This window comes from Amycolatopsis bartoniae (genome assembly GCF_014191255.1).
Taxonomy (GTDB): Bacteria; Actinomycetota; Actinomycetes; order Mycobacteriales; family Pseudonocardiaceae; genus Amycolatopsis_E; species Amycolatopsis_E bartoniae.
On the sequence record NZ_JACHWH010000001.1, the window covers coordinates 555,802 to 575,750 of the forward strand.

At 60.4% G+C, this 19,949-nt stretch carries 12 protein-coding genes and 4 pseudogenes; 8 read left to right on the forward strand and 8 right to left on the reverse strand.

Annotated features, from left to right (window positions below; all coding sequences use genetic code 11):
• Positions 1-151: 151 nt before the first annotated feature.
• The 3 genes from FHX82_RS02830 to FHX82_RS02840 form a co-directional block, all read right to left on the reverse strand.
• Positions 152-1,198, reverse strand: a complete 1,047-nt coding sequence (locus tag FHX82_RS02830) for an IS110 family RNA-guided transposase (protein WP_222425965.1) — start codon at positions 1,196-1,198, stop codon at positions 152-154.
• A gap of 250 nt (positions 1,199-1,448) precedes the next feature.
• Positions 1,449-2,693, reverse strand: a complete 1,245-nt coding sequence (locus FHX82_RS02835; RefSeq protein ID WP_145935380.1) for an IS110 family transposase — start codon at positions 2,691-2,693, stop codon at positions 1,449-1,451.
• Positions 2,694-3,091: 398 nt separating this feature from the next.
• The gene (locus tag FHX82_RS02840) at positions 3,092-4,294 is read right to left on the reverse strand and encodes an IS110 family RNA-guided transposase (protein ID WP_183176575.1); all 1,203 of its coding nucleotides are present in this window, start codon (positions 4,292-4,294) and stop codon (positions 3,092-3,094) included.
• 414 nt (positions 4,295-4,708) lie between these two features.
• On the opposite strand from FHX82_RS02840, the pseudogene FHX82_RS02845 reads away from it, so the two are divergent.
• Positions 4,709-5,707, forward strand: a pseudogene (locus FHX82_RS02845) (IS256 family transposase).
• A gap of 116 nt (positions 5,708-5,823) precedes the next feature.
• On the opposite strand, the pseudogene FHX82_RS02850 reads toward FHX82_RS02845, so the two are convergent.
• A pseudogene (locus FHX82_RS02850) lies at positions 5,824-6,595 on the reverse strand (transposase).
• A 385-nt stretch (positions 6,596-6,980) separates the two neighbouring features.
• On the opposite strand from FHX82_RS02850, the gene FHX82_RS02855 reads away from it, so the two are divergent.
• The 5 genes from FHX82_RS02855 to FHX82_RS02875 are packed head-to-tail and all read left to right on the forward strand — an operon-like array spanning position 6,981 to position 12,172.
• Positions 6,981-8,519, forward strand: coding sequence for an ABC transporter substrate-binding protein (locus FHX82_RS02855; RefSeq protein ID WP_145933043.1), 1,539 nt, complete (start codon positions 6,981-6,983; stop codon positions 8,517-8,519).
• Positions 8,520-8,567: 48 nt separating this feature from the next.
• Entirely contained in the window at positions 8,568-9,527 is a 960-nt protein-coding gene (locus FHX82_RS02860) for an ABC transporter permease (RefSeq protein WP_145933044.1), read from the forward strand.
• Positions 9,524-10,360, forward strand: a complete 837-nt coding sequence (locus FHX82_RS02865) for an ABC transporter permease (protein WP_145933045.1) — start codon at positions 9,524-9,526, stop codon at positions 10,358-10,360. Before FHX82_RS02860 ends, FHX82_RS02865 begins: the two co-directional genes overlap by 4 nt.
• A gap of 47 nt (positions 10,361-10,407) precedes the next feature.
• Positions 10,408-11,352 (forward strand): ABC transporter ATP-binding protein, encoded by a 945-nt coding sequence (locus FHX82_RS02870; RefSeq protein WP_261377090.1) that lies wholly within the window; start codon positions 10,408-10,410, stop codon positions 11,350-11,352.
• Positions 11,336-12,172 (forward strand): ABC transporter ATP-binding protein, encoded by an 837-nt coding sequence (locus tag FHX82_RS02875; RefSeq protein ID WP_183176444.1) that lies wholly within the window; start codon positions 11,336-11,338, stop codon positions 12,170-12,172. Before FHX82_RS02870 ends, FHX82_RS02875 begins: the two co-directional genes overlap by 17 nt.
• Positions 12,173-12,479: 307 nt before the next feature.
• Here FHX82_RS02875 and FHX82_RS02880 read toward each other — a convergent pair.
• Positions 12,480-13,474, reverse strand: a pseudogene (locus tag FHX82_RS02880) (IS481 family transposase).
• Between the two features lie 234 nt (positions 13,475-13,708).
• Between FHX82_RS02880 and FHX82_RS02885 the strand changes: the two are divergent.
• A pseudogene (locus FHX82_RS02885) lies at positions 13,709-13,897 on the forward strand (helix-turn-helix domain-containing protein); the annotation flags it as partial.
• On the opposite strand, the gene FHX82_RS02890 reads toward FHX82_RS02885, so the two are convergent.
• Positions 13,881-14,489, reverse strand: a complete 609-nt coding sequence (locus tag FHX82_RS02890) for an IS5 family transposase (protein WP_183176445.1) — start codon at positions 14,487-14,489, stop codon at positions 13,881-13,883. The pseudogene FHX82_RS02885 and the gene FHX82_RS02890 overlap by 17 nt on opposite strands.
• Positions 14,490-14,847: 358 nt before the next feature.
• Positions 14,848-17,328 (reverse strand): beta-glucosidase family protein, encoded by a 2,481-nt coding sequence (locus tag FHX82_RS02895; RefSeq protein ID WP_145933048.1) that lies wholly within the window; start codon positions 17,326-17,328, stop codon positions 14,848-14,850.
• 269 nt (positions 17,329-17,597) lie between these two features.
• Here FHX82_RS02895 and FHX82_RS02900 point away from each other — a divergent pair, with 269 nt between their 5' ends.
• Entirely contained in the window at positions 17,598-18,860 is a 1,263-nt protein-coding gene (locus FHX82_RS02900) for a glycosyltransferase (protein WP_145933049.1), read from the forward strand.
• Between the two features lie 82 nt (positions 18,861-18,942).
• Here FHX82_RS02900 and FHX82_RS02905 read toward each other — a convergent pair whose 3' ends face one another.
• Entirely contained in the window at positions 18,943-19,848 is a 906-nt protein-coding gene (locus FHX82_RS02905; protein WP_145933050.1) for a succinylglutamate desuccinylase/aspartoacylase family protein, read from the reverse strand.
• Positions 19,849-19,949: the final 101 nt, after the last annotated feature.

The following is a 19,949-nucleotide window of genomic DNA, read 5'->3' on the forward strand; positions in this document are numbered from 1 at the left end:
GGACGGGCTTTCGGCAGGAGCTGCGCCGCGTGTCTAGGGGCGAGCGTGGCACAGTTGTCGATATGGGCGGCTGGCCGCTCATAGATGTTTCGCGAGTCGCTTCACGCGCTGCCACTACCGTGTCTGCGGCGACGAAGCTGCTTTGTGGGTGTTAGTCCATGACGGCCAGGGACCAGCACCAGCCGGCCAGCTCACGGGCGATGCCGACGTTGGCGATGGCCGGGCGTTTGCGGCGCGGGTTGAACGTGACCCAACGCTCGTGCAGGCGACGGTTTCTGGTGTCGGCGCGGTGCTGGGCAGCGGCCGGGGTCAGTTCCCAGCGAGCACGCAGACCGTTGCCGATCGTGTAGCGGGCGCGGTGGTGCCAGGCGGCCTCACCGAGCAGGCGGCGCAGGTGAGTGTTGCCGGTGTTGGTGATCGAGCCCTGCACTCGCGTCGTCCCAGAGGAGTATTCAGACGGTACGAGGCCGGCAAACGAGCCGATGCTGGCACCGGTGAACCGGTGCCAGTCGCCGATCTCGACCGCGAGCGCGAACCCGGTCAGCAGCGACACCCCGTGCAGACAACACAACCGGCGCACCACAGCAGTGAACTCGCTGTCGGTGGCCATCTCGGTGATGGCCTTGTCCAGACGATCCCGGCGAGCAGTGATCGCCAGGACCGCTTCGTAATCGGACTCGAACGCGGCCGGTGTGGCCGGCGAGTCGAAGTGTTGCCGGCGCAGCCAAGCATCGTGCGCTCCGGTCCAGGTACGGCCACCGGAGTAGACGATTCCGTGGCGCAGCAACAGTTTCGAGAGCCGGTGCCGAACCCGCATCAGATCGGCCCGGGCGTCCTCCCGAGCACGAACCAGATCCCGCGCGGCCTCCTGGCCGATGGACGGGACCGACACCGGTGTGACCTCTCCCAGCCGCAGCAGCCGCGCGGCGTCCCTCGCGTCGGTCTTGACCCGATCAGCGGACGGGCGCTGCGACTTCGAGGGCGCGGCAACCAGACACCGGATCCTCGCCGCCGTCAGCTCGCGGTACAACCCGAACCCCGTCGGACCAGCCTCATACGCCACCGCAACCGGACCTTCCTGCTCGATCCAGGACCGGATGTGATCGTGCGACGGCGTCAACCGCGCCCGCCGCAGCTCGCCTGTCACACCGTCGATCGCCGCGGCGGCGACCGATCGGGCATGGACATCGAGCCCCACACTTGTACGCTCAACAAGCACCGGGGCCTCCCACATATGTCGGATAGGCCGAGCAGGCGGCCCCTGCCCGGCAACCCACGAATCTGCGTGAGCGAGGCCCCGGCCCGCAACCACCTCACCGAACCGGTCGCCCCACACCGTCTAAGGGCTGTCACGTAACGGATCTTCTGGTTGGGGGGACTGTCCCGCGAGCGGTGTTTCTGGCCCGACACCAACGTAAGACGAGATTTGTCAAGTGGGGATCGGGGGCTCACCGGCTCCTCGGCTCTACGTAGCTGGCAATGGGGTTGTTGGCCCGACAGCGTGCAATCGAGTTCGGGGAGGAGATGATGGGCCTGCTCAGGGTGTCGGTCGAGGTTGGTCCTCCACGCCAGGTGGAGCTTGGCCCGTCCCTGGAATCCGGCGCGGCCTGGGTCAGACGGCGGCGGAAAGATCGGTGCGTCCGCAGGCGATGTGTTCGTTCCAAGGACTCGTTGGGTGATGATGACATGCAGCCAGCGCAGTAGCGCGGCAGCGAGCGCGGCGTGCACCTGGCCGGTGGTGAGCGGATTTTCCTGCCGGGTGGTGAGATGATGAAAGCGAGCGGTAAGTACCGGGTTGTTCGCTGGGGCGCCCCAGACCGCCCGCCATGCGGCAGCCCGGGGTGGCCACGACGGGCGATGCGGGCCTGGCCTTCCGTGGTGCCGCTGTTGTTCTCGCGGGGACATAGCCCGGCATGCTTGACCACCGCGCGTGGGCTGTCGAACCGGGCAGATCCCCGGTTTCGGCCAGGATCGCGGCCGCGCCGACGGTCGACAGCCCGGGGATGGAGCTGACCAGGTCGGTGAGTCGACTTGGTCGAGGACCTCGACCATGCGAGTCTCCACTGGGACAGTCGGCGCTTCGTCGCATGCCAGTCGGCGAGCACGACGCAGGCTCGTTCCAGCGCACCGGCGCGCTGTGCGATGACCCCGGCCCGATCGGTCAGCGCGATGAACACCGCGCTGACGATGCGCCGCCAGACCTGGCGCCCACCCCAGCGCGCCACTTCGCGGTTGACCGCCTGCAGAAACCGCGCAAGCCCCATCCTGGCCAGACGTTCCGGCCGGCCGTTGCAGCGCTCAAGCACCACCGTCAGCGCGGGGCACCAGCTGTTCGATTCGAACGGTTTGCCCGCGCAGCCCAGCACCGCCGACCAGGCGCATTCCAGCAGGTCGCGCAGTTGCTGCACGTTCGCGGTGGCCTCGGCGACCAGCCGTTCCCGCCGAGCGCCCAGGTGCCGCAGTCGCGCCCAGTTTTCCTCTGCCCGTTCCGGCACGTAGCAGCGCAGGTCACCGACCAGCCGGGCGATCAGCACGGCATCCTTGTCGTCGGTCTTGTCCCGGGTGTAGTCCTCGCTCTCGCGTGCCCGGCCGACCAGCAGCGGCTGCACACACCACCGGCATCCTCCACCCCGCCGCGAGTTGATCAAGAACGCGCCACCGGTGCCCGGTCGGCTCGCATCCCACCGTGACATCGACAAACCCGTGCCCGCGAGCCACGTTACGGGCCCATTCCAACACCGAACCCAGCCGCCATGCCTTCGCCCGGACCCGTTTCCGGGCCAGCACCCGCGAATCGTGATCGGTCACGACGATCGCTTGCTTCTCATCGGCCAGATCGATCCCCACGATCGCGTTCCAGGGCGGCGGCACCAGCGCCCGCAACCGGGCCAATCGCTCGTTTCGGCGCTTGTCACCGCGCGACAGACCACTATCGTGGGGCATGACGTCCTCCTCGATGTCCTGGGACTGCAAGCCCGCACACGACATCAGGAGGACGTCCTCGTGATCAACTCGCATCGGCATAGTTCCCTTACTACGCCGGGCTGAGGTCCGGCGGGATGGGCACTGTGAGTGATTCCCAATGATGTTGTCAAGCGGTAAGCGGCGCGGGTTGGGCGTGGTATTGCGTGTTGTTACGCAGCATGGCCCAGAGCACGTTGAGTCGTCGGCGCGCGAGCGCGATGACGGCTTGGGTGTGCCGTTTCCCTTCGGCTCTCTTGCGGTCGTAGTAGGCTTTCGACGCGGCGCACCAGCGGATGCTGGCCAGTGCCGAGAGGTAGAAGGCGCGCAGCAGACGCCGGTCGTAGCGTCGTGGTCGGCGCAGGTTGCCGCTGATGCGTCCAGAATCGTGGGGTGCGGGCGCGAGCCCGGCGACGCCCGCGAGACGGTTGGCGGTGCCGAACGGGGTCATGTCGCCGCCGGTTGAGGCAAGGAACTCGGCACCGAGCAATGGGCCGAATCCGGGCAGGCTCAAGATGATCTCGGCGTGTCGGTGCTGGCGGAACCGACTCTCGATCAGGGTGTCGATCTCGGCGATTTCCTCGTTGAGAGCGATCACCGCCTTCGCCAGCCTGATGACCATATCAGCAGCGAGCCGTTGGCCGGGCAACGTCGTGTGTTGTGCTGCCGCAGCCTCGATCGCGGTTGCCGCGACGGCCGCAGCGTTGCGGACTTTCCTGTTGCGTAGCCACGTTTCCAGTCGGGAGTGCCCGATCCGCCGCAGCGCTTCGGGCGTTTGATAGCCGGTCAGCAAAGTGAGCGCGGCTTTGCTGGCGCTGTAATCGAAAGCTCGCTCAAGAGCGGGGAAGTATTCGAGCAGTTGCGTTCGCAGCCGGTTGATCGTTCGGGTGCGGTCGCAGATCAGGTCGGTGCGGCGAGCGGTCAGGATCCGCAGGTCGACACTGATGTCATCGCCTGGCCTCAACGGTTGCAAGTCGCGGCGCATGCGGGCCTGGTCGGCGATGATCGCGGCGTCCTTGGCATCGGTCTTGCCGTCTCCGCGGTAACTGGCTGCCGCGTGGTAGACGGTGCGGCCGGGAATGTAGAGCAGGCGCTGATCGTGGTTGACCAGCAGTGCCAGCAGCAGCGCTGCGCCTCCGCTGTTGAGATCGATCGCCCAGGTTGTGGCGTCGTCGCCGGCGAGTTCGGCGACGTTGGCGATGAGTTCCAGCAGCGCCGTCTCGTCGTTGGCGACTCGCCGGGACAGCCGTCGTTTCCCGTCGGCGTCCAGCACGACGCAATGGTGATGTGATTTGCCTGCGTCGATTCCGGCCCACAGTTCGGGCACGGTCACCTCCAGCTCGAATGATGTCGCGGTCACGGCCCAACAGACGACCTCGCCGTCGCGTCCTTACACAGCGATCCACGTCGCGCATCCCAATGAGCGGTCGAGTCGTCGCGGGGTGCCGGGCGGCCAATCACTCAAGGCCATCGGCGGCGGTGACATCAAAGCCATACCCGGCACCCTGGGTGCCGGAGAGCATATGGGCTGCTCCGGGACACCTACCGATCACGGTAAGGATGACATCTGACCCTATGGATCCCGGTAAGAGTGGGAAGAAGCCGGCGCGGCAACGGTCGCCGGAGCAGGCCGCTGCGGCGGGGATGGTGGCCGAGGCGAAGGCCCGTGGCCTGGAGCTGACCGGACCCCGACGGGCTGTTGAAGCTGTTCACCAAGAAGGTGCTGGAAACGGCCCTGAACGAGGAGATGACCGAGCACCTCGGGCATGAGAAGAATCGTGCCGAGGCGGGCCGGGACTCGTCGAATGTGCGGAATGGTCAGCGGTCGAAGACTGTGGTGACAGACGCGGTGGGCGAGGTCGAGATCGAGGTTCCGCGAGATCGGGAATCGACGTTCGAGCCGCAGATCGTGAAGAAACGCCAGCGCAGGCTGACCGATGTGGGCGAGGTCGTGTTGTCGCTGTACGCCAAGGGAATGACGACCGGAGAGATTTCCGCGCATTTCAGTGAGATCCACGGGACGTCAGTGTCGAAGGAAACGATATCGCGGATCACCGACACCGTGGTGGCGGAGATGCAGGAATGGGTCGGCTGTGCACTCGACTCGGTGTACGCCGCCGTGTTCATCGACGCGATCGCCGTCAAGGTGCGTGACGGGCAGGTCGCCAACCGGCCCGTCTACGCGGCCATCGGAGTCACCGTGGACGGTCGCAAAGACGTGCTGGGGATGTGGATGAGGGGTACCGGTGGCGAGGGCGCGAAGTTCTGGATGAGCGTCCTGGTCGACCTGAAGAACCGCGGCGTCACGGACGTGTTCTTCCTTGTCTGCGACGGCCTGTATCGTACACCTTATCCGCAATACGTTCCGGCTCGTCGCGCGGCAGCACCGGGACTCTCTCAAGCGTGATGTGAAACCGATTTACACCGCACCCAGCCCCGATGCAGCCCTCGTGGCACTCGATGAACTCGAGGAGAAGTGGGGACGCAAATATCCGGCAATGATCAGGCTATGGCGGAACGCATGGGAAGTGTTATTCCTTTCCTTGACTACGACGTCGAGATCCGCGGAATGATCTGCTCCACCAATGCCATCGAGTCGTTGAATGCTCGCTACCGGCGAGCCGTGCGAGCACGCGAGCACTTCCCCCACCGAACAAGCAGTGTTGAAATGCCTGCATCTTGTGACCGCAGCCTGACCCCGCCGGGACAGGCCGCACCCGATGGACGATGCGCTGGAAGCCCGTGATCAACGCGTTCGCTATCACCTTCGGTGATCGCTGGCCCACCGCCGAAACCTACTGATCAACAACGCCGGAAACACCGTTCGTGCTACAGACCCGGTTGGGGCCGCTGGCGTTTCGGTTACCCAGTGAGTGCGATGTAGTGGAGATGAGCGATTCCGGACACTGTGTCGCTGAGTGTGCTGGCGGCGCGGCGGGTAGTCGCGGAGGATCTTCTAGCACTTCATGCGGGCCAGGGTGTTCGACCCGTGCGCGGACGGTGCGGTGGATCGAGTTGAGTTCTTCCTTCCAGCCGGGAAGATCGCTGCCGTCGCAGGGTTTGCGGAACGGCATGATCGCCTCGGCGTTGCCTTGGTAGCCACCGTCGGTCATGACCGGCTGATCGCCGAGTTGGTCTGTGACACCGGACGTCCGGTAGACGGTGCAGTCGTTGCGGTTGCCGGGTTGAGGGTCGCCGGTGGCGATGACCAGGCGAGTGTCGGCATCGATGGCGATCTGCACGTTTGTGGAGTACCGGTAGTTCTTGCTGGGGGCAGCCAGGCGGTGATCCCGGGTTGGCACGAGGGTGCCGTCGACGATCGCGACCGAGTCGATCCGGCGTTTACGTACCGGCGCCAGCGCGAGCAGCGGCCCGATCGTGTCGATCACCCGATGGGCCGCAGCATGTGAGACAGTGAACAACGGGCCGATCTGACCCATGGTCAGATTGGTTCGCCATAGGTCGCCACCAGCAGCACCCGGTCTGCCAGCGGCAACGCCCACGGCGGACCTGGCCGCCCGTCTGCGATCGCCCTTCCGCCCCGCTGGGCCACCAGCCGCACCAGCTTGCGGAACTGACCTGGTTCCAGCCCGGTGAACGGGGCGATCCACTCCGATCTCGACGCTGTGATCACCTACACCACACCGCGACGATCAACTACCCGCTGAGTAGACCGCCACCGGGATTACGTGACATCCCTTAGCGCGCGCAGGTCGTACGGTCGAGCTCAGCACTTGCGACGTACATAGTGAGCCCGACGAAGGCTGTTGGTGCTGTCCCCTTCTGCCCTGTCATCGTACCGAGGCGATCCGGCCCTTGACACAGTGACTCCTAACTAACTAACTTGGTTGAAACTTGCGATTCAGTCAGTGAGACAACTGTAGTCCTGGCTCGCGTCGCCAGATGCGACGGATCCCTGCTGGGCTCTCTTCGAGGTTACGTAGCCCGAGGACGGCTTCGAAAGGTCCGCGTCGGCCCGGTTCCATGGCTGTCCGTACCCCGATTGCGGAGGTGACTTCGTGCCTTGCTACAAGATCAACAAAAGAGTGGAACGCGGGTGGCGCGACTACTTACATCCCTTGAAGGTTCTGCTTATCGGCACACTCGTTGCCGCTTCGGCCGCGGCTTGCGGTAGCGGAGGAGGCAGTGGCACAGGATCTGAATCGGCGACCAAGTTGACCGTGGGGTTCACCCAGGAACCAGCGGATTGGAATTTCCTCCGCAACTCCTCGACAGCTGTGCGCTCTCTGCTCTTCTACAACGTTCTTGAGCCGTTAATAGAACAGAATGAAGACGGCAGCTTCAAGCCGCTTTTGGCTGAGTCGTATCAAGTCGATACGTCGGGTACCCAGTACACGTTCAAGACCCGAGATGCGCACTTTCATACCGGCGCACCGGTAACAGCTGCCGATGTTGTCTATTCTCTCAACGCAGCGAAAAGCTCCACATTGTCAACCATATCCGGCCCCCTATCTGTGGTTCGGCAGGTGGAAGAGCTTGATCCGCGAACTGTTCGGGTTACTCTGACTAAGCCCAGTCAGGCCTTTTTGACGAGCATATCCAAAGATGTGGCAATCATCCCCCAGGGCTCGGCAGAATCTCTGAGCAAGAATCCAGTTGGTACAGGGCCGTTTGTGTTTTCGGATTGGCAGCACGGTGTGCGAGTCAGTCTTACTTCGAACGAAAATTATTGGGGAGCAAAGCCGAAAATTCGTGAAGTAACATGGCGATTCTTCACGGATAAAAATGCTGCCCTCAACGCACTTCTTGCGCATGATGTCGACGTCATGCCCGCCGTACAAAGTAAGCAGCAGGTGCGAAAGGCAGAGGCTACCCCCGGTTTAGCAAGTGATCCCGTGAGCGGTTCCGAGATCGGCTACATCAGCCTTAATGCCAAAGACTCAAAGCTGCAAAATCCCGCCGTTCGACAAGCGATTGCCTACGCAGTTGATCGTAACACTTTTGTTCAGGGCATAGACGGTATCGCCACGCCAACATGTGCGATGGTTAACCCGCCCAACCAGCCTTGGAACACAAACCACTGCCCATATCCTTACGACCCTGCACGAGCACGGCAACTCCTCGCCTCGGTAGGAATTCAAAACTTAACGCTACAGTTTCCCTACATTGGGTCGAGTTACTCCACGTGGATGCAAATAGTATCGCAGCAACTAAAAGACGTCGGCGTGACTCTCGAGCCAATAAATCTTGATCTAGCCACTTACGTTGACCGCGTCCTCACCAAGACGGACTACGAGGCAACGGTGATCAGCGGCCCTCAGCAGATTGATAGTTGGAAATGCCCGGGGTTCTTCACCGGCGCCTGCTTGAAGCAGTTCGACGACCTGCTGGCCCGGGCTGATACCGCTAAGGATCGAACCCAGTGGGCAGACCTCCGTCGGCAAGCGGTTGAGTTGCACGCCGACCAAGCTTACCTGATACCCCTAGCGACAATCGGACAAAGCGTCCTTCACACCGATCAGGTAACCGGAATCAAGCGGTTCTCGGTTGCGAGCGAGTTCGATCTTCGTGCCATCCGATGGGTGGACGGTAAATAGGGGCCGCGGCAATGTTGCCGCAGGCTGTCGAGGCCAGTAGGAGCCAAGATGTATCGTCTCGTAGCCCGATCGACTGTGATGCTTATGGCATCCGCGTTAGCGGGCTCCATGGTAATCTTCTTGCTACTTCGAGTGCTCGGTGGCGACATTGCCGCGGTGATTCTTGGGAAAAGTGCGACGCCGGAATCGCTAGCTTCTCTGCGTGCACAGATGAAACTCGACCGTCCGTGGTTTATACAATATACAGACTGGCTATTTGGGATAATCAAAGGACAGCTAGGCCAATCTTTCGCTGCTCAATATGATATCGCCGATGAAATCGGTTCACGTCTCGGTGTAACTTTGAGTCTGGTCCTCATCTCGATTTTCGTATCGAGCATCCTGGCCCTGGTTATTGGGAGCTACTCGGCAACCAACGTCGGCAAACTTCGTAGCGGAGTGATCGACGTTCTGACCCAATTTGGAATTGCTGTTCCCGTCTTCTGGGGTGGACTCCTTCTAATCACCTTTCTATCGGTGCGGGCAGGTTGGTTCCCTGCTGGCGGATACACCCCGTGGATTCAGAACCCGGGAGAGAGCGTGAAGACGCTCGCACTGCCGGTGACAGCCCTCACTATTCCGATGACCGCGGTCTTCGCCAGATACGTGAGATCCGCGATGCTAGACATTCTAACCCAGGATTTCATGCGCACTGCGCGCGCAAAAGGACGGACACTGCGTGGTGCGATCCTAGTCCATGGTGTGCGAAACGCTTCCATTTCTCTATTGACAGTGGGAACACTGCAGCTCGGATCGCTACTTGCGGGCACCGTTGTTATAGAGAATGTCTTCGCGCTCCCGGGGCTTGGTAGTCTACTGATGAGCGCCATCGAAGGACGCGAAGTAATCGTTGTGCAGTCCACGGTCTTTGTCATTATGTTATTGATTCTCGGGATGAACTTTCTAATGGATATCTGTTACGGACTTTTGGACCCGAGGATACGGGACGCGGAGAGGAGTAGCCAGTGAACTGGAACGGGCGTGTATCGCTGTCATTCATGGTCGGCGCAGTACTGATGACTCTCTTCATTGGCACCGGCGTGGTCTCGTTATTTTGGCTTCCCTATGACGTGGACCGGATTGACATTGCGCACAAGTTCGCATCTCCTGGCACTGCAGCTCATCTTCTGGGAACGGACGCGTTGGGTAGAGACGTTCTCGCCCAGTTGATGTCGGGCGCGAAGGTTTCACTGTTGGTAAGCGTTGTATCTACCGTGGTTGCAGTGGTCCCCGGTGTCGTATTAGGCCTTGTCATAGCCGGGATTGAGGGACGTATACAGAGTGTGCTGATCCGTGTAACCGACGTGGGCCTCGCACTTCCGGGTATCCTGGTTGCACTGGTTCTTGCGACGGCGATAGGAGCTGGAAAAACCGCAGCGATCATCGCTATCGTATTTTCGTTTATTCCTATTGTCGTACGAGTTACTATCGGGCCGGCGAAACAGGTGCTTGCTCTCGAGTATATCGAAGCCGCCTACTCGTATGGGAGATCGCGTTTGTTCGTTCTGTTCAGACATGTCCTACCAAATGTGGCGTCTGTAATCATCGTACTGGCCTCGGTGATGTTCGCATCGGCGATCCTGGTGGAGGCTGCGCTGTCATATCTAGGCGTGGGGTCGCAGCGGCCGGAGGTGTCCTGGGGGCTTATGCTCAACGAATCTCAGGCTACCGTTGACACTGCTCCTTATCTGGTTGTCTTTCCTGGCCTGGCGATTGTCATAGCGGTTCTTGGGTTCAACTTGATGGGCGACGGATTGCGATCAGCCTTTGATCCGCACCAGACAAAGGCTGTGATCGCGTGATATTGCAAATAAGGGACCTCTCAATTTCTATTCGCGGCCAGGAAATAGTGACGATAGATTGTCTCGATCTCGCTGCCGGCCAACGACTTGGGGTTGTTGGCGAATCCGGATCAGGTAAGACGATGGCGGCTATGAGCATCGCCGGCCTGGCACCAGGGGTGGTTGACGTCAAAGGTTCTATCCGGCTCAATGGCCAGGAAACGATCGACATGACTGATCGGCAACTGGCGGCCTCAAGGCGAGGGTTGGTCGGAGTTATATTTCAGGACCCGCAACGAGCGCTCAACCCGATGATGCGCGTGGGTCGACAGGTTGCGGAAGCGATTCGATTGCACAGGCGACAGTCGCGGGCACATATACGTGCGAGAGTTCTAGAACTCCTGGAGCAGGTTCAATTACCAGATCCCCAGAAGCTCATGCGTCGCTACCCTCACCAATTGTCAGGCGGTCAACGACAAAGGGTAATGATTGCTATTGCAATCGCTTGTCGGCCCAAGCTACTCATCGCGGACGAGCCAACTACGGCCTTGGACGCCACGGTGCAAAAAGAAATTCTGGAACTAATCAACGACCTCAGCGTGCAACATAATATGGGCTTGTTGTTTGTGAGCCACGATCTGGGTGTCGTGCGAGCTGTGAGTGAATACATGGCGGTTCTGTATGGCGGGCGATTGATGGAGATGGGGCCGATTGGCCACGTGCTCGAGCGCTCCCGGCATCGGTATACGGAAGCGCTCATCGCCTCAAATCCGGGTCGTGTTTGCGTGGGAACGAGTGAGATTGGGCTCGGGCGACGGTTCATTCCGATTGAAGGGAACGTGCCGTCGCCAGGTGCCTTTCCGCAAGGTTGCAGATTTCGCGGGCGCTGTAGGCACGAGCTGCCGGCGTGTGTGGAAGAGCCGCGGTTAACCCTGCTCGAAGACGGTCATGCGTTCAGGTGTTGGAATCCGACCATCATGCGGGAGGCGGAGTCACATGGGTCTGCTTGTTGAAGCCCGAGGGTTACGATTTAGCTACGCTGGAATCCGATCGAAACGCCGCTCGGAAAAATGGGAACTCGACAGTCTTGATTTCGAGATTGAAAGAGGCAGCACAATCGGAGTGGTTGGAGAGTCGGGTTCGGGAAAGTCTACCCTTATCCGTGTACTCTGCGGGCTTCTTCCATCCTATTCCGGCAGTTGCCTGTATGCCGGCCGGGAGCTTCGGGACTGGGTTCGAGAAGTGCCGCGTGATTTCAGAAGCCAGAATCAGATGATTTTTCAAAGCCCGGCGAGTTCGTTCGATCCGAGAATGCGTATAGGGGCATCGCTTGCGGAGCCCGTGAAGGCTATCGAGAGGCGATCACCTTCGATCGATGAGTTGGTGAGGCAGCTCCGAGACGTCGGCCTTAACGATGAGATTTTGAGTAGGTATCCGCATCAACTGTCGGGCGGACAGTTGCAGCGGGTCGCGATTGCGCGTGCTTTGCTTGTTAATCCAAACGTGCTGTATGCAGACGAACCGACTAGCGCTCTCGATGTGTCTGTCCAAGCGCAGGTGTTGAATTTACTGATGGACATTAGGGCTGAGTTGGGACTCACCCTTGTTATGGTTTCACACGACCTCGCGGTGGTCAGCCGGATGTGTGAGTACCTTTTAATTATGTGTAAGGGTGAAATAGTCGAATCCGGGTTTACTGAGGATATTGTAGCTGATCCCGGCTCGCCATACACCAAGACTCTGATCGAAGCAGCTAACGCAGTGAGCCTCGATAGTGCGCTAGCGAACGGTAAAAAGCAAATACCCAACGAGATTGTGGCACAGTCGGCCTGACTTCTGTCAGCGTATTGTGTGTCCTTGTGGTAGCGCTGCAATGCTGGTTGCGCCAAGCGGTTGGTCACAAGGACGGCTGGTCCAAAACTGGCGGAGGTTGTTGGCGGCCTGGGCTCCTGATGTAGGAAGGCACCTGGCTGAGCTTGTTTCGAGGTAGAAAAACCTGGTCAGGCGTGTGAACCGGCGTCTGGCCGTGCTACGGCACGCCGAGAATGTCAGTGGCAACGTGGCGGCGACGTGCCGATACTATGGTATCGGCTCAGCCGCAACATCTTTTACCGGTGAACGCGACTACGAGGAACACGACCTAGGTGTTCTGTCCCGGGAGGTTAGGTAGGCGGCTGGCGGGTGGGTGGCCTGCGAGTGCGGTGTGGCCGCGGTGGTGATTGTAGGTGTGTAGCCATCGTGGCAGTGCTTCGCGGCGTTCGGCTCCAGATTGGTAGGGCCGGGCGTAGGCCCATTTCGTCGAGAAGCGTGCGGTTGAATCGCTCCACCTTTCCGTTGGTCTGAGGTCGGTAGGGGCGGGTGCGTTTGTGGGTGATCCCGGCATCGGCGAGGGTGTCGCGCCAGAGTCTGGACTTGTAGCACGAACCGTTGTCGGTCAGTACCCGCTGGGTCGTGATGCCGTGGGCAGTAAAGAAGCTCTGGGCTCGTCGCCAGAACGCGACCGCCGTCTCTTTCCTCTCGTCCGGGCAGGATCTCGGTGTAGGCCAACCGGGAATGGTCGTCCACGGCGTTGTGCAGGTAGCTGTATCCGACATGGCTGTTGCCGCCTGCGTCGAGGGTTTTGCCGGGTGTGCGGGTGCGATGCCGCTGCCCTGCTTGCCGACCGGTGACGCGGTGCCCGCCTCCGTCGGGGATGTTGCCCAGCTTCTTGATGTCCACGTGGACCAGTTCACCGGGAGTGGCATGTTCGTAGCGGCGGACCGGCCGGCCGGTGACTCGGTCGAGATGGGCCAGGCGGGGTAGGCCGTAGCGGGCCAGCACTCGATGCACGGTGGAGGGCACTAGGTGCAGGAAAAATGCGATCCGGGCCGGTCCCCACCGCCGCTGCACGCGGACCTTGATGATCCGGCGTTCAGTGCGAGTGGGTGTGCGCCGGAGACTGTGGTGCGGGCGTGAGGACCGGTCGACCATGTCGGCCGCACCGTCCTGGCGATAGCGATCGGCCCAGCGCTTGGCCGTGGTCACCGAGACCTGGAAACGCTCGGCGGCCCGGCGCAGCGACCATCCCTCGTCCACCACACAACGGGCCAGGCGCAGTCTGCCAGTCGGACTCAGCGGGGCGTTACGGTGTGACACGAGGACCTCCGAGGTGTGGTGCAGATTGTGGTGATCCACACCAAACCCGAAGGTCCTCCCTCATTCCAAGATCATTCGATCACGTGCCCCGCCGTTCGCAACCTCCCGGACAGAACACCTGTTGCGGGTCGTGACTTTGATGTCGGCGGAGGGAGCCTGAGGCGAGGGGACGGGTCTTTCGGGGGCAGGATGAGAAGTGCGACCCCCTCGTCCGTCGAGCAGAAAGACCCGTCCATGCGCCACCCTGATGCTCCACTGTCTGTCGAAGGCCGACGTCGGCTCGTGCAGCGTTGTCAGAGCCGCCCGATCGCCCACGTCGCCGCCGAGATGGGCATCTCGCGGCAGTGCGCCAGCAAGTGGATCAACCGCTGGCGGCGACACGGCGAAGCAGGTCTGAGCGACCGCTCTAGGCAGTGTCTGACAAAGTCTTGGTCCAGGTGGTCACGGCGTGGAGGACGATCGCGGCGCGGTAGACGATGGACAGCTTGTCGTAGCGGGTAGCCAGGCCGCGCCGTTGTTTGAGCAGGCTGAACCGGCGTTCGACGACGTTGCGGCCGCGGTAGTCGGTCGAGTCGAATGCCGGTGGGCGACCACCGCGGGAACCGCGGCGTTTGCGGTGCCCGCGGTGATCGGCAGGTTCGGGAATCACCGCGACGATGCCGCGGGCGCGCAGATGCTGGCGGATCGACCGCGAGGAGTAGGCCTTGTCACCACGGACGCGGTCGGGTCTCGTGCGAGCCCGACCGCGCCCATTCCGGCGGATGCGCAGGTGGCGCATCAGTTGCAGGGACATTGGTGCATCCCCGGCCTGGCCCGGACCCACCAGAACCACCAGCGGCCTGCCGTTGCCGTCCACGAGGTGATGCACTTTGGTGCTCCAGCCTCCGCGGGACCGGCCGATCGCGTGATCAGGCGGCTCGCTGTGCAGATCCGTGTAATTCGATCCAGCCCCCTGTGAGGCGGGTGATGGTCCCGCTGGCGCCGCCGACGACAACACCAAGCCCGTCTCAGCCACTACAAACGCCGCGGCTACCCACTTACCTAACTGCGGTTGCAGTACTAGCCCGGTAGGTTCGGCGAAGGTGAATGTTGGTTTACTGGCCGACAGGTGGCCCTGAAGGCAAGCGGCAGAACTCCTGGTGCCCTCGGATGGGACAGGTATGGGAGCGAAGGGTGCCAGCTCTCGGCAAATGTAATCGGCAGTATCGGCGCGGCATCGGTAGATTCCGGACGAACTCCGGGGGCAGGACCACGTCGCGCCGGGCGATGATCACTCTGTGGGCGTCAATCGCGAAGGTGTGAATGCCCTGGCCGTATGAGGGGAGGTGTCAAAAAGAAATAGATAACGTAGCTGTGCGAGACCGGCGAGAGGATCAACTACTGCGGATCGTTACAGGTGCACTGAGGGGAAGGTCACCCGCAGAGCGGCCTGCAAGTATAGTGAAGGTTCCAGTTTCCGTCTCCCATGAGTGCGACTGTTCCGACCAATGTTGGAAGCTACGCGGCGAAATGTGAATTTCGGCGGTTACCCCGTGCCCAGGATCTGCTTGAACTCCACAGAATCCAGCAAGCCATATAATCGGTCGGTCGATCACGGAAAGCTTCCGCTGGAGATAAACCTGCACTACCTCTCGTCCGGGCCGGAGGCCGACATTTGCCAATCGCACCTGGACTGTTATCGGACTGGTGAGGGAAGCTGTATCTGGTACTTTCAAAGCGTGCAGCTGCCATTCGGTGTATCCTAATCCGTGGCCAAAGTAATAGGCAGGTTTCACCTTTGTGCGTGCCCATGCTCGGTAACCGATGTGTAGGCCCTCCGCGTAGACGAGTTGGTTGTCCTGCGGTTGTGTAACTAGGACCGGTACATCACTTTCCGAAGTGGCCCAGGTGGTCGGCAACCTGCCACCTGGCTCGCGTGCGCCGAACAGGATGTCAGCGAGCGCCTTGCCGCCTTCTTGGCCGGGAAACCAGCACAGCAGAAGCGCGTCGACCGCCTTATGCCAGGGAATTTCTACCGGTGCACCAGTATTTAATACCACTACAGTGCGTTTGTTGACGGCCGCGATTTTGTTTATGAGTTCGTTCTGTCTACGAGGTAACGTCATGGTCGCACGATCTGCGCCTTCGCTTTCATCATAGTTCGTAGTGCCGACGATGAGGATCGCCACATCCGCATCTCGCGCCACGTCTACTGCGGCAGCCAGTGCTTCTTCATGCGTTTGAGCACGACCGAGTAGTAAGCTGAGGGTGACGCCTGTTGGTACGCCTATCGCACCAGATTTTATCTGATGCGATAGGCGTATAGCGATTTCTTGGTCTTGATGCAATTCAACCTCACCTGTTCCTGGCGCCGCCGGCACAGCGGTTCCGGGTTGTCCGCTCTCATGGTTGTCGATCACTTCATCCACGAGAATCTGCTCATCGGCGGCAAGTCGATAGGTCCCTGGCGAGCGGATAGCTCCGTTTCCGCCAACGCCGATCCTGTAAATTCCCGGTTCCAAAACCCGCAAACAAGTTTCTATTTCGATGAGGTCCACATCGACCAGGCCATCGTCCAGCCATATAAGCTGAGTCGCTTGCCGATTTTCGATTCTTATTACCTGCCCGTCCTTGTCGAGGTAGCGAACCCGCACACCCGGTCGTCGTGTCTCTGGGTTCCGCAACATTTCCAATGGCATGAGGGGCAACTCCGAGCCGAAGTCCACCCCGGCGGCGTAGGCCACCTTTGTCTCTGGAAGGAGGCGTTCGCGTATATCCTCAAGCGGTGAGACGGTCTTTTCTGGAATAACAGCTGCGCTACCTCCACCCTGGATTTGGGCAACGAGCGCGTTGGGGCCGATCACTGCAATCCGTTTGAGCCGGTTGGGATTCAGAGGCAAGAGGCCGTTCTCGTTCCGAACCAGCACCGCGGAACTGGCAGCCGCCTGCTGTAGCAACGTTTGTTTCAGCTCGTTCTGCTGGACCAGACCGTCGTCAGGTTCGCGGTCAGTCGTGAATGCCTTCACGCGGTCCGCCAGGCGCAGAAGCCGAGCCACTTTGTCGTTGATAATCGCCTCGGGCACGTCACCCGCCAGAACCGCGTCGACGAGTCGATCGCTCCATGCTGTGGCCGGCCCTGGCATTGCAAGGTCATTGCCGCCATTTCCGGCTGCGACGGTTGAGCGGACGGCGAGCCAGTCCGAGATCACCACGCCATCGAAACCCCACTCTTCTTTCAGAGGGTCGCGTAGGAGTGAGTGCTCGGTCATTGTAACGCCGTTCACTCGGTTGTAGGCTGACATGAGCAACCACGCGCCGACGGTCACTGCCTGTTCAAAGGGTGCCAGGTAGACCTCCCGAAGAGTGCGCTCGTCCACCCGCACGTCCGCAGTGAAGCGTTCTGCTTCGGAATCGTTGGCGACAAAGTGTTTTGGCGTTGCGCCGACACCTTGTGCTTGCAGTGCACGGATGTAGGCCGCGCCGATCCGAGCGGTAAGTAATGGGTCCTCTGAGAAGCACTCGAAGTGCCTGCCGCCTAGGGGGCTACGGTGGAGATTCAGGTTTGGCCCCAACAACACATGTATTCCTTTGCGCCGGGCCTCGTGGGCCAACAACGTGCCCAGCCGCATGGTCAGTGCTTCGTCCCAAGTGGCAGCAAGCGCCGTAGGTGATGGCAGACAGGTCGAGGGTGAACATTCATCCCAAGTGGTTCCGCGGACACCGCTAGGTCCATCCGAGAAGGTAATACTGCCGAGACCGATGCTGGCCTGTGGACAGGTTGTCCAGTAGCTTGCTCCGCTGATCAATTGCACCTTCTGGGTTAGGTTGAGTTTATTAAGCAACGGGTTGGCCTGCTCTGTCCTGGCGGATGCCATGTGTGCCCTCCTCGTGAGGTCGTCGCGTACCAGTGGTTTCGTCTAGTAAAATAGCCGATTTGTGTGGTGCAATCAAGGCTTGTGGTGCGCTGACCGGAGAGTGCCTGTCGGCGACCGACTTGGCTGGATCGTGTGGAATTCGCCCCTTTCCTGCCTCATCCTGGGGACAACTATTCTTCGAAAGTCTCACTCTCTGATTCGACGGCGAGGTGGTCGTTGCCCATGCGTTGGTCAGTCGTGTCAGGGTCACGGGTTGTGGGGTGGTTTCGGTGAAAGTTCTGATCCTGACTCATGGAACCCGTGGTGATGTCCAGCCTTATGTCGCCTTGAGCCGCGCGCTGGATAAGGCTGGCCACAGGGCCGTGCTTGCCGCGCCGCGTTCCCTTGTTCCTTTTGGGGTCGACCATGGCGTGGAGATGTTACCGATCGACGATGGCCCAAATGAAATGGTAGATGACCCGGTTGTGCAGGAGGCGTATAGACTCAACTACCGGGGACTCCGGGGTAAGAAGCTTGCCGCGCAACTCCTCCGGAAGCATCGTCCACTCATGGCGAAAGTTTTACGGGACATAGTATCCGTTTCGGATGTAAATGCCGATCTATTGGTGCACCATGTCGTCCTGCCTGGCAATGAGATCGCTGAAAAGTTGGGTATTCCGTCCGTTGCGGTCTGTCTGCAGCCGATGTGGGTTCCCACGTCGGAGTTTCCTGATCCGCTGTGCCCATTCCCCGTGCCTTCGCTGTTCAACAAGCTTTCCTATATTTCCACTCGCTTGTGGTATCGTGCTGCACTAGGAAGTTCGGCCGGATGGCGTCGACAAGTATTGCAGTTGCCGTCTAGGCGGGGACGGCAAAATTTTCTCCGGAGGCCGGATGGTGGATCGGCGGCCGTATTGCAAGCATTCAGCCGGTATATCGCATCGCCTGCGGCTTATCCAGCTTCAGTTCATACCACGGGGTTCTGGTTTTTGCCCAGCGGTTCCGATTGGTCTCCTCCCGTAGAGTTAAATAGTTTTATCGAGTTGGACACTCGGCCGGTCGTGTATATCGGTTTCGGGAGTATGTTAGGCGATAACGCGACCGCTGCCCAACGCGCCGTGGTGAAAGCTACGCGACTGGCAGGCGTCCGCGCTGTGGTGGGAACGGGATGGGGGGGAATTTCAGCGGGTACTCATTCTGAAGACGTATTCTACATCTCCGACACTCCGCATGATTGGCTGTTCGCTCGGGTGGACGCTGTTGTCCACCACGGGGGTAGCGGAACTACGGGTGCGGCATTGTTGGCTGGACGACCACAGGTCGTTTGCCCATTTGTTCTTGATCAGCCCTTCCATGGTCGGCGGATGCACGATTTAGGCGTTGCGCCGCCTCCGCTGCCACAGCGGGCCTTTACCCCCGAGGCGCTTGCGGATGCGGTATGTGCTGCGGTGACTGATGGCAACATGGCGAGGCGTGCTCGGGAGATCGGGGTCGCGGTCCGTGACGAGGGCGGTGTTACTGAAGCCGTTGAAGTGTTGGAGTCGCTGCAGTGATTGTGCCTGAATGCGTATCCAACCCCGGATTGCAACCCGGGGTTGGATACGCATCAGCGTTGTGGCAGACGGTGTCTTGGTCTCAGATGGGATCCGTGTCGTTCCCTCTACTGGTGGCCAAACCTGAAGAATACACGGTTTCACCGGCTTGTATTCGGGCTTGTCGGCGGAGGAACATGATTACTTCGTCTGTGGGTGCGTAAAACTCTTCAACAAGATCCCCGTTGTAGTCAAAGATTTGCCCTATTTTATCTCCGTGTTTGACGAAGGATCCCGCTTCTGTTGAGGCTACGAAGAAACCGCTATGGGTAGCCTTGGTTGCCTGATCCAAATCGCCTTGCCCGCTTATCACATATTGTGGCGTTGTCGAATTTGAGTAGCGGTAAGAACTTGGAAGCATTTCTAGATCAGCCATAACCGATAGTACGCCAGTCACGTAGGCGTCGAGGTGATCTCTCTTGATCGCTCCTCCGCCGCCACATTCGGCATAAATGGCAGGTATGCCCGATGAAGCCGCAATCGTGATGCTTCGACCTTCAGGGGTCTTGTCGTGCTTCCACACCAGCGGCGTGCCGAAAGCAATAGCAGCACGGTGGCAAGCCTTCGCTGCGTCAGGAGTGTCGATGTAGCCGCAAAACAATGGCATGCAGTACCGCAATCCGGCGGAGTGCAGATCAATTAGGAGATCAGCTCCCTTGATTACCTTCTCGGTGATTGCGGTTGCAATAGCGGCTGTCGGCCCGGAGCTTCCGTGGCCTGGAAAACTGCGTGCCAGGTCTCCTCCGTCCAATGGATTTCTGCGGCTGCAGGCGGACCAGGCAATTGCATTCGCCGGCGCGACGGCTTTTACTACGCCCACAAAATCTATGTCGGCAAGACGTGTCAACAATTGCCGGACAGCTAGGACCCCCTCCTCCTCGTCCCCGTGAACGCCGCCGAGTATCGCGAGTGTTGGTCCCGCTTGAGTGGCACCTCGGAGGATGGACATGACTGCCCCGCCGGGCAGTGGAACGTGTTCATGCTGGTCATGCGTTGACAACAAGCTCCACCTCTTTACAACTACCTGCTGTAACGATGGTTCGACCGGGC

Coding starts and splice junctions, on each gene's coding strand:
- FHX82_RS02835 (WP_145935380.1), bottom strand. CDS start 2,693: ATGTCACGGTGGGATGCGAGCCGACCGGGCACCGGTGGCGCGTTCTTG.
- FHX82_RS02860 (WP_145933044.1), top strand. CDS start 8,568: ATGTATCGTCTCGTAGCCCGATCGACTGTGATGCTTATGGCATCCGCG.
- FHX82_RS02895 (WP_145933048.1), bottom strand. CDS start 17,328: ATGGCATCCGCCAGGACAGAGCAGGCCAACCCGTTGCTTAATAAACTC.
- FHX82_RS02875 (WP_183176444.1), top strand. CDS start 11,336: ATGGGTCTGCTTGTTGAAGCCCGAGGGTTACGATTTAGCTACGCTGGA.
- FHX82_RS02905 (WP_145933050.1), bottom strand. CDS start 19,848: ATGTCCATCCTCCGAGGTGCCACTCAAGCGGGACCAACACTCGCGATA.